The organism is Alcanivorax sp. P2S70 (assembly GCF_000475295.1).
In the GTDB taxonomy this organism is placed as follows: Bacteria; Pseudomonadota; Gammaproteobacteria; order Pseudomonadales; family Alcanivoracaceae; genus Alcanivorax; species Alcanivorax profundi.
Genome location: NZ_AXBZ01000035.1, coordinates 1 through 11,056 on the forward strand (window position 1 = coordinate 1; position 11,056 = coordinate 11,056).

Annotated in this window: 9 protein-coding genes; all 9 read right to left on the reverse strand. The window is 53.3% G+C overall.

Features of this window, described 5'->3' with window-relative positions:
• Window positions 1-699 (reverse strand): citrate/2-methylcitrate synthase (locus Q672_RS29355; RefSeq protein ID WP_022986094.1); only part of this gene is annotated, 699 nt, incomplete at its 3' end.
• Window positions 700-820: 121 nt separating this feature from the next.
• Entirely contained in the window at window positions 821-1,711 is an 891-nt protein-coding gene (gene prpB / locus Q672_RS29360) for a methylisocitrate lyase (RefSeq protein WP_022986095.1), read from the reverse strand.
• Between the two features lie 9 nt (window positions 1,712-1,720).
• On the reverse strand, window positions 1,721-2,419 hold the full coding sequence (locus tag Q672_RS29365; protein ID WP_022986096.1) for a GntR family transcriptional regulator: 699 nt from the start codon (window positions 2,417-2,419) through the stop codon (window positions 1,721-1,723).
• Between the two features lie 106 nt (window positions 2,420-2,525).
• Window positions 2,526-4,460 carry a hypothetical protein gene (locus Q672_RS29370; RefSeq protein ID WP_147393883.1) on the reverse strand — a complete coding sequence of 645 codons (1,935 nt, stop codon included), beginning with the start codon at window positions 4,458-4,460 and terminating at the stop codon, window positions 2,526-2,528.
• A 41-nt stretch (window positions 4,461-4,501) separates the two neighbouring features.
• Window positions 4,502-5,368 carry a hypothetical protein gene (locus Q672_RS29375; RefSeq protein WP_147393884.1) on the reverse strand — a complete coding sequence of 289 codons (867 nt, stop codon included), beginning with the start codon at window positions 5,366-5,368 and terminating at the stop codon, window positions 4,502-4,504.
• Window positions 5,368-7,035: an OmpP1/FadL family transporter gene (locus Q672_RS29380; RefSeq protein WP_031226765.1), complete on the reverse strand. Its 1,668-nt coding sequence runs from the start codon at window positions 7,033-7,035 to the stop codon at window positions 5,368-5,370. Before Q672_RS29380 ends, Q672_RS29375 begins: the two co-directional genes overlap by 1 nt.
• 31 nt (window positions 7,036-7,066) lie before the next feature.
• Window positions 7,067-8,080, reverse strand: coding sequence for a pilus assembly protein FilC (locus Q672_RS29385; RefSeq protein ID WP_022986100.1), 1,014 nt, complete (start codon window positions 8,078-8,080; stop codon window positions 7,067-7,069).
• A gap of 43 nt (window positions 8,081-8,123) precedes the next feature.
• Window positions 8,124-8,933 (reverse strand): C39 family peptidase, encoded by an 810-nt coding sequence (locus Q672_RS29390; protein ID WP_022986101.1) that lies wholly within the window; start codon window positions 8,931-8,933, stop codon window positions 8,124-8,126.
• Window positions 8,934-9,094: 161 nt separating this feature from the next.
• The gene (locus tag Q672_RS29395; RefSeq protein ID WP_152521837.1) at window positions 9,095-10,969 is read right to left on the reverse strand and encodes a tetratricopeptide repeat-containing sulfotransferase family protein; all 1,875 of its coding nucleotides are present in this window, start codon (window positions 10,967-10,969) and stop codon (window positions 9,095-9,097) included.
• Between the last annotated feature and the right edge of the window lie 87 nt (window positions 10,970-11,056).

Here is an 11,056-nt window from a genome sequence, read left to right on the forward strand (position 1 = left end):
AGCTTCGTTGGCGCCACCGTGCAACGGACCACGCAGGGTGCCGATGGCACCGGTGATGCAGCTGTGGATGTCGGACAGGGTGGAAGCACACACGCGAGCGGTGAAGGTGGATGCGTTGAATTCGTGCTCTGCGTACAGGATCAGAGACACGTTCATAACCCGCTCATGCAGCTCGTTGGGCTTCTCGCCACGCAGCATGTGCAGGAAGTGAGCGCCGATGGAATCGTCATCGGTGTTTTCGTCAACGCGCACACCGTCGTGGCTGAAACGGTACCAGTAACAAATGATCGACGGGAAACAGGCCAGCATCCGGTCGATACACTCTTCCTGGGTCGGGAATTCGCCCATGACGGTGGTGTCTTCCTGCTCCAGATTGCCCAACATGGAGCATCCGGTACGGATCACGTCCATCGGGTGGGCGTCAGCCGGGATGCGCTCCAGCACTTCTTTCAGTGCTTGCGGCAGGCTGCGCAGACCTTTCAGTTTGGTCTTGTAGGCATCCAGTTCAGCCTGAGTGGGTAGCGCGCCCTTCAGGATCAGGTGTGCCACTTCTTCGAATTCGCAGTTTTCAGCCAGGTCTTTCACGTCGTAACCGCGGTAGGTCAGGCCGGAGCCGGAAACACCTACAGTAGAAAGAGCGGTTTTACCTGCTACCTGGCCACGCAGGCCAGCGCCTGAGAGTTTCTTGCCTTCTGCCATTGTTCATCTCCTGGTTAATCTGTTGTTCAACCGCCAAAGCGGAATCTTTACTGTAGGAACGGCGCTTGAGCCGCGAAACCCTTCTCGGCTCAAGCAGAGCTCCTACAATGATCGTGTTGCCTTAGCCCTTCTTCTGGGCAAACAGGGCGTCCAGTTTCTGCTCGTAGTCGTGGTAGTTAAGGAAATCGTACAGCTCCATACGTGTCTGCATGATGTCCACCACGTCTTTCTGGTGACCGTTTTCTCGGATGCTCTGGTACACCTGCAGGGCGGCCTTGTTCATGGCGCGGAAAGCACTCAGCGGGTACAGGATCATGTCGGCACCAGCTTCAGCCAGTTCTTCGCGGGTGAACAGCGGCGTGGCACCGAATTCGGTAATGTTGGCCAGCAGCGGCACGTCACCCAGGCCGGCCTTGAATGCACGATAATCTTCCAGGGTATGTACGGCTTCAGCGAAGATGCCGTCGGCACCCGCTTCGATACAGGCCTTGGCACGCTCAACCGCAGACTCCAGGCCTTCCATCTGGAACGCATCGGTACGAGCGATGATGAAGAAATCGTCATCGGTCTTGCCATCAACAGCGGCCTTCACGCGGTCAACCATTTCCGCCTGGGATACGATTTCCTTATTCGGCCGGTGGCCACAACGTTTCTGGGCAACCTGGTCTTCCAGGTGTACTGCACCCGCGCCAGCCTTGATCATTTCTTTAACGGTGCGGGAGATATTGAACGCCCCACCCCAGCCGGTATCGATATCCACCAGCAGCGGGGTCTCCACCGCACTGGAGATACGACGCACGTCTTCCAGCACATCATTCATGCTGGTCATACCCAGATCCGGCATGCCATAGCTGGCATTGGCGACACCGCCACCAGACAGATAAATGGCACGGTACCCAGTCTGCTCAGCCAACATGGCGGCATAGGCGTTGATGGTACCCATGATCTGCAGGGGCTTCTCTTCTGCAAGTGCCTTGCGGAAGCGGGCGCCGGGGGTCAGGTTTGCTGACATGGCGTTCTCCTATTGGTCCGTTTTCAGGTTTTCCGCCTTGTGGGCGGCATATTGGGTTTCAATATTCTTGCGGGCGCTGCTGATATGACGGCGCATCAGCAGCTCGGCCATTTCGCCATCGCGGGCTTCAATGGCTTCGACAATTCTGCGGTGTTCATTGAGCGCTTTTTGCGGACGATTGGCCACGGAACTGAACTGGTAACGGTACATACGCACCAGGTGATACAGCTCGCCAATCAGCATCTGGCTAAGGGTAGCGTTATGGCTGCCCTGAATGATGCGGTAGTGAAAGTCCAGATCCCCTTCGCGCTGAAAATAGGCGGTGTCTTCGCGCAGATCCTGCTGTTGTTCATGCTGTGACAGGACCCCGAACAAGCCTTTTACCTCGTCATCAGACATGCATTCAGCCGCCAGCCGCGCAGCCATACCTTCCAGGGCCTCGCGAACGTGGTAAATCTCGATCAGGTCATCAAAACTGAGGGAGGCAACGCGGGTGCCCACATGGACTTCTCGCTCAAGGAGCTTGCGGGATTCAAGCCGGCGGATGGCTTCACGGAGAGGGCCACGACTTACACCGTAGCGGGCCGCCAGCTCGGTTTCGCTGACCTTGGACCCGGGAGGAATCTGGCCACGCACAATATCGTCCTGCAACCGGGCGAAAACCCGATCTGCAAGCGTTCTTGCACTTTCTGGCGCAGCAGCAGACATAAAACAGCCCGATTGTTGACAATATTCACAACCGGGCTGGACTCTACGCCCCTAAACAGGATGTTTCAAGGGCCATTGTTGACAATGATTGATGCTTTCGATCAGTTCATGGCACCGCAGGATCACAGGCTCCGCCGGGTGCACCCGCAAAGAATTCGACGGCACCACTGCTGATGGCAGTAAAGAAGAGAACCTGCTCATCCGTCAGTTCTCCACCCTCTGGCAAGGCGTCGACCCATTCTTTTTGCTGAACATAAGGATAAAAGTCGTCAATCCAAAGCGCGCGCAAACCCGCCTCGAAATTATCATCGCCTGTTCGATACATGGGATAACAGCCGCCCGCATCACCATCTACCCGGCCCTGAATGGTGACCCCAAAATTCGGGGTAATGTCTCTATTTTCCGCCCCGGGAGCCAACAACAGAGAAAGGTTATAGCTTAGAGAGTCAGGAAAAGTACGAGTGACAAAGCCCACAGGCCAAGAGTCCGACGCGACAGATGGGCAATCGCCATCGCTGCCTACCATCACAATGCCGTGATCAATTTCACCCGCATTACTCACGACCTCAACACAGAATTCGGCCACATCCTGACGATCTTCCCGGGGCAACTCCTGTGTAACAGTATGATCATACGCATCATAGATCTGAGTATTGTAATTGAACTCTGGACCCTCACCGATCTCTATTTCCTCGTTAGGGATATCGCGGCAGCCTGTATCATCATCCAGGCACACCCGCATCAGCCTGACAGTAAATTCCCCTACCGCCGCAAGATCACTGATCATATCCTCATCACGATTGACTTGTGGCTGTGCCGACAGTTCAGCGGTCAACGGCAAATCGACATTGCCCCCCACCACGGTACCCGAGAGAGTACCTTTCTCGTCTGCATTCAGCTCCAGACCCGGATAGTCGTTCTCAACGTCGCTTTTAGAGCCACTGGGAGCGGCGTCAGGCACTTCTCCGGTGTAGACCAATTTGTTCAAAAATGCGCCCGTTCCCGCTACCGTGGTGGTTGAACCGCCAGGCTCGATACCCTGCACAGAAAGGTTCTGCAAAACGAGACTGTCATCTACCGTTGCTGTCTCTGAGAAGGCCACCAATTCAGTCAAGGTATCTGAACCCGACTGACGAAGAGCCCGACCAATCCCCATCACTTGGCCGGTGGGAAGGATCAGCGGAAACTCATCGATATTAATGTCGTTGGTAGTTCTTGCCGGGAAACTGACGGTGAACACATCCTCGTTCACGGAAGAAACACAGGTAATGGCAGCAAAAGCGCCACGGCAGGTGTCAAACCGATAATTCCCGGACCGGGTAAGGGAATTGGCTTTCACAACTTCCTGAATATGCACATTGGGATCAGGATTCATACCTGCCACAGTACCATCAATAGCATCGTTTACATCATCAAAATAGTCGCTCCAGCCAGTTCTGAACTCGTCATAACTGGCCTGGGTAAAGGCCGCAGGAGCAACACCTTCCAGTTCATCCGCAAGTTCATGGGCCGCGTCAGGAATTTCGATCACATCCGGCGTAGAAGGCTCGGCATCAAGTCCCTGAAGGAAGGCTGCGACATTTCGTGGCCGCGCTTCCCCAGCCAGAACGCGGCGAGGAGAATCCATCAAATCTGATACGGTAATGGAATATCGTGCTAATGGAGCTCCCTGGGGAATACGCATTTCCCCTAGCGTGAAGCTGTTGCCCTCGAACAAGCCATTACCCACAAAAAAGCGGATCTGGGTTGCGGAAGCGGGGCAAAGCGCGTTGTAAGGAGGCACAACAATATCACTGCCATCGCTGGCAGCAGAGGTGCGCTCGTCCTTGGACGTTGCGAAAACGACACTCGTTCCAACACATTCGTACCCCAGATTGTCGACCTGAAGTCCGGTCAGTTCCACGAGGACATCGCCCGTAGAAATGGCTGTACACGGCGCCCCTGCAGGACACCCCGGGACACTGGCATCAGAGAAATCTTCGCCGCCGTTGCAGGCAGCCATTAACATTGCCAAAGCACCTAGTGAAAGAATGCGTCGCATAAATTATTACCTGTTATGTACTGGCAAGCCTCTAAGGCATTTTATTGCGCATTAAGAACAAGCTCGCCATCAGTAACCAATTTCAGACCATCGGTTCCATCGCGGCCCTGTAAATAGGGTAGAAAAACGACCAGATACTTCTGACCAGGCTCCCTCTCAAGGGTTCCCTGTAGATAGCCATAGCGGTACCAGGTTTCCGGGTAACGACGACTAAACGGTTGATCTACCAGCATCACCGGCACACCTTGCTCGTCCAGCCAAAGCAATTCAACGCCGAGGTAGTCCTGCTTCTTTATAAAACTCATCAAGGAAACAGACTGAACCGAGTCATCAACCGCAAAGACCCGGGACCGATATGGGACATCTCCACGAAGCACCGGGCTGTCGGAATCAAATTCCACCAGCAATTCCTTTCCGGATTTCAAGACAGCTGCCTGTGCAAGAAAGTGATTACAGCAATCCACCCGCAGAGCACGATAGGTTTCCAGGTAGCCATCATGCTGTAGATCTTCGAACCCATCTGGCCGTGTATTAGCCGCTTCCCGTTCCGCCCCCATATCCAGCGGGCGACTGACAAGTTGGCCCATTTCATCTACATAAGTGATGAAACGATCATTCTCGCGAGCTTCCAGTTCGCCCTCTACCTCAGCACTTGGTCGATAGTCGTCAACATCCTCTCGTACCACCGCTGACGATGACGGGTCCGCAACTACACGGGAGTTCTGCACCACTTGTGAGGGAGACACCCCGTCATCGCTGGCTTGGTCCGCTTTCCCTTGTTCCGGGCGCTGCTGAACGGTAACGAGGTTGCCTTGAGCGTCGGTGTAGACATACAAGCCACCCGAATCCGGGTGGCTTTGACAGGCGCCCAGCATAACGCCGAACAGAAGGATCGCAAGACTTCTCATTAGAATCGGGTACGGAATGCAAGGCCAACAATCGTGATCTTGGCTTCTGTCTTGATATCAAGGCCTGCGTAGGGGTTATAAACTACGTTATCAATACCCGTACAGTTTGCCGCACAACTGGTATCCGCGGGAATCTCGTCTTTACTGTGCAACATGCCGATACCCAAATCGATATCCGTCTCTTTATCCCATTTATAGCCAAGACCAAGACTGTAATAACGCGCCTCATTAATCGGCACCATCGGGCTGCGTCGTTCCTCCGGAATCGCAGACGCCCTCGGCTCATAACCGGCGCGCAATTGAATACGGCCAGTCAAATCATAAGCCGCACCAAAGGCCAGATTCCAGGTTGACTGGAAGTTAAGGGGGTAACTCAAGCGTGTTGGGGTCGATCCCGGTGAAAAGAGTCGAGCCAGGCTAAGCACTGCTGAGCTGCGGTCAAACACGATGTTGAATGCATCCCACTCTTTGTAATCAGCCCACACCGCGTCGACATTGAACTGCAGGCGCTCTGTAGGCTTGAATTTGATACCGGTCTGGAAGGTAGCAGGCATGGTGAGGTCCATACTCACACGCCCTACTTCCTCTTCACCTACATAGGAGGGAATACCCAAAACAGCCAATGCAAGCGCACCTGTAGCAGAGCCGCCAATCCCATTGATGGTTTCGCGCGCCGCATTGGAATAGGTGATCTTGTAATCACCTTTCATATGCGTCTTGGCCGGAGAGCGCCAGACAGCCCCCCAGGCAAAGCGGTCATTCGGCTCCCAGAGTATCCCCAGATTGTAGGAAGGGCTGAAGCGCTGATCCATTGATACATCGAGAGAGGCCAGGTTCTTGAAAGGCCCCAGCCCCTCTTCCGGACGGCAAATACCGAACAAGATAAGGTCAAGTGCCACATTGGACTCTCCCTCGAACGGAGCACAGATGCTTTCATCGAGCACCCTGGCAAAACCAAGCAACTCATTCGGAGCACGAAAATCCTGCTCGAGTGAGATCGCCTGGAAGCTCAGTCCAATCGACGCCCCGATAGAGAGCTCATCATTAACACGATACCCAACGGACGGAGACAAATAGGTAATACGCTCCAGCGCTACCCGCTCCCCCATGAAATTACCGACATCATCTTCATCGCGGTAGAAACCCGCTGCCAGAGGAAGGTACGTCGCGGTACCAAAAGTGAATTTGGAGCCAGCCGGACGGATAGAAAACGCTGGCAGCGGCCCTGCAATCAATGGCCCCGGGGGCAAGTCAACGGTATCGTTGATGAATGGCAGGTAAAGCGAAATCCCCTCGACAGTACTGGTTGCTGTCTTGAAATCCCGGCAAAAATCGACGCCATCATTTGGTGCGTCATTACAAACAACAGGGTCATCGGAAAAACCAAAAACGTTATAACCCGGCGGCGCTGAGAACTCGGACTCCAGACTGAAATCGGCACCAAGAAACTGAAGATCCATCCTGCGGCCGTCCAACTTCGCCAAACCCGCCGGATTAAAGTGAATCGCCATGATTCCTGGCGGATCTGCGGTAACCGCATGCCCCATACTCATGGCGCGCACGTCTATAGCAATATTGTTGGCCAGCTGCGCAGACGCCTGCCCAGCCCAAAGGGCAGCAAGACACCCTGCGATTCGCCAACTCAGCCTATTATTTTTTTTCTGCATGGCTTACCCCTTCCAACTGCACAATTCGGCTTCAGGCACCGGGCTTAAGACCAGCAAAATCAATCGGCAACGAAATACCAAGAAGCACATCAGGGGAATCTTCTGTGAGTCCGAAGCCAAAGCTCAGGTTCACAATACGGTTGCTTGAGGTCCGCAAGCCCAGGGAGGTGTTCACCACACTGGAGGTCGAGTCCTCAGACTCAGCGCTATATTCCTCGAATACGAAGTTACTTACGAAGTTATAGGATTGCTGGTAGCTGGCACTCAAGGAGACTTCATAAGACAGGGAATATGCAAAGCCCATGGAAAAGTTAAGGCTATCTCCAGGCTGAACCTCTACCAGCGTCGCACTCCCGCGGCGCTGATTCAGGCCGGTGGCATCAAACGCATAGGTGTAACCCAGGGAGCCGAAAAGAACGACAGGGTCGATGACCTTGCTTACACTCACGCCTGCCCCAACAGAGTAATAACCAGACCCACTGGAAACATCTTCATTCACATTGATTTCATAAGGACTATCACCCGTAGGTATGCTCAAGGTGGAATAAAGTGTTGTATTCATGGCCCCGGGCTTTACCGGAAAAGGCTGATACCGAAGGCTGAAAGAGACGTCACCCAAGGCAGCCTGTGAAACATCCTTCTGTGTGTCGTATTTATAAGACACAGGCAAACGGGTATTGAATGTCAGGTTATTCCAGATACCGTAATCAAACGATAGCGATGAAGAAAACGCATGTTGAGCATCTTGCTCAATTCGAAAACGGCTGATGCTACCGGAATTCTCATCAATTGCGATATCAATGCGGTCATCACGGTAATAGTTGTAGTTGGCAGAAAAGTTCAGCGACATCTGCCCACTGGGAAGCAAGGAATATTGCTTCTCCGCAGCCTGAAACACTTCTTCCAGGTTTTTCTCCTGAGTCACATCATCTTCGTGGGTCTGCAGAGCTTCACGGGCTTCATCAACACTATCTGCTGCCCAGGCAACATGCTGCGCCAACAAGAGTGCAGCAACGGCTGCTACCTTCCCAGACATCATTTTCATGCAAGCCTTCCTTTGTTCTGTTTGTTATTCGCCACTGCAGGCCTTATTGATGGAAGTAGGTGCGCGTTGGCACATTGATGATGCGCTTACTGCCGTCTTCTTCGGTAATCTGGACCCGTGTCAGCGTTCCCGCCTTGTCAGCCCAGTTTTCCATTGGAGTCGTAAAGACGGGAAAAACCTCAAATGCCCACCGGTTGATCGTACGCTCATCCAGCAAACGCAAATCGTAATCCGTCAGCTCTAGCCCGTCTTGAGGCTCGAAGCCATTGGGGAAAACGATGAAAAGCACGTTCTGGTCCCAGACTTCCTGAAACTTGGATTCTGTAAAACTGATATTGCCGAGAGCCGGGTCCGCCACGTACACGTGACCATCCTGGTACTTCTTGAGCACGACAAAATGCTTGAAGCCACCGTAAGCGATAGGAACGATAGCCGGGTGATCCAGCGTCTTGATATCAGACATTTCAGCTCTAAAGCCGCCGCTGGGGTGCCCCAGCGCCGTAGCCAGGCGTTTCATGTCCAGAAGTGAGAACCCGCGTCGCTCGACGATTTTTTCCGTCTCACCAAAGCGCAACAGCCCTTCCATGATCTGACGCTCCTGAAATTGGCGCCCAAGATACTGGTTAAGAACCGTCGTCAGCGCTGCCGACCCACAGGAATAGTCGTAGGCTTGACGCACCACATTGTGGTAGCGGAATTCGGATACCGGCTTGACCACGATATCGCGTTCGCGGAGTGAGACAGGTTGGGTTGGGTGCTCGTAGTAGATTTCGCCCTTTTGCGGCGATTCGACCACTACAGATTCGTTGACGGCAAAGTAGATCAGCGCCACACCCAGCATGGAAGTCAGCATCTGTTGGCATCCAGCGTTATTGTTATTGTTTGTTTCTGATAATGGCTGACATGTTAACCACGTCACCCGGTCCAGGCAACTATGTTGATTTGCCGGAGGGACAAACACCCTCGCCGGGTAACCACCCTGTCCGCTCAGGCTACATAGTCAATCACGAAATACTACAAAATGACCCCTTCTTGCTTCAGGGCCTCAGCAAAGGGGGAGAAAAGATCGCCATAATCGCTCACCTTGTTTACCGCTGTTGTAAAGACGCCCTCCCTGACTTGATTCATGCTGGCTGTACCGACTCGGCTTGCCCTGGCGAAATCCATACAATTCTTGTCCCAAGGCAGGTCCAACCAAGCAAGCAGGGCTCTAAGCTCACCCTCAAAATCGTCAACAAGAGCCTCATAGCGGGTTGAGTATAGCCTTGTCTCACCCAGCTGCTGCTGCCACCACTGAACATTTCGTTGATAAGTGGCGATTTCACTGGCTATACCCTCCACAGTGAAACTAAACGGCTGGAATTCAAAATTCTGACGAAAACAGCCGTAAGCTACGTCCAGGGGCGATCTCGACAAGGCCACAAATCGGGCTTTGGGAAAGGCGGCGGCAAGCAGCCCAGCAATCTTATGATTATTAATTCCCTTGTGAATCATAATCTTACCCTGATCCAGACCCGCCTTTGATACGGCTGACAGAAAGGCGCCCCTAAATTTTTCCAGCCCCTTGGCATCCAGCTTTTCATGAGATTCGGGATTGGAAATGATTGCCCAGTTGCCGGTCACAGCGTGCCATGCCTCTGAAGCAAAACCGGCTTCACCTGCACCCACAGTTGCATGGTGACGTCCAAGGGCCTGCTCAAGGAGAGTTGTGCCAGATCGAGGGAGCGCCAGAATAAAAACAGGAGCGAACGCTGTATCATCGGCGTCATTCGTGGAGATAACCGAAGAGGGATAACAGCGGATTATCCTCTGGCCATAGCCCGCATTCTTATGGGTGTCACTGGGAGAAAGCTTCGCCATTGCCCTGTTCGCACTAACCAGAGCCTGCATCTCTGCATCTCGGTTTCCAGCCAGCTGATGCTGCCTTGCTACCGCAAAATACATCGCGCCTTTGTCCCTCAAGTCCGAACGCTGCTCAGCACGCGAACAGGCATCAAACAACATCGCGGCCATTTCTCCATCAAGTGGCTGCTTGCAGGTATCAAGGTAAGGGGACCAAGCTCCAAACTGATCAGGATGATGCTTCAGCATTCTCTTCATAACGGATTGGGACTCGTCTCGCTGCCCTTCTACCGCAAGCCACCTCGCATGCAAGATCATCAATTCGGGGTCATCAGGGTTCGACCTGATTAAAGGCTCCAGTACTGACTGAACTGGCTCATAATCTTCGATTGACATCCAGCAAGCGACAAGCAAACGCTTGGCCAACCCACCGACTTCAGCGTGGGACTCCCAGCGCTCCAGATAAGGGATAGCCTCCTCGACTCGACCGGAACGACGGAGCGCCTCTGCATACCACACACCCGCCATGGCATAGTCAGGGGCATCCCTGACAACGTCTGCAAGGATGGCAGCAGCACCACCAGAGGCCCCAGTCTTGAGAATACAGTTTGCCAAAAACGCTTTTGCCTCGAGATCTTTGGGAGCCCTTTCTACGACTGCCGAGTATGCAGCCCTGGCTCTCTCCCAGTCACCGGCCTTGAATAGACAATTCGCAAGGCCTTTCCAAGCAATAGGATTCGCATCCTGCTGACGAATAACCTGCTGAAAAACATCAGCCGCGGCCTGCAATCGGCCAAGCCGGGTCAGCAAGTCACCATAAAACATGGCCCGCTGGACCGTAGCCCCAGCTTGATGGATTACTGCCTCAATGAATTGAAGCGCCCGATTAAGATCTCCAGTGGCAAGCGCCGACTGTGCCCCGATTTCAAGCAGTTCGACACTGAGCATCCCTGCTTCCCGAGCCTTCTCAACTTGTTTCAACGCCTCAATGTGATTACCTGCCTGATACGCATGAATTGCTTTTCTTGTCATTGTTTTGGTGCTCAAGGGAATTACCTGAACAGAATCGTTAAGGAGGCATTAAAAATTATGCTCAAACTGTTTTCAACAAACAAAAAAGCCCGGCAATGCCGG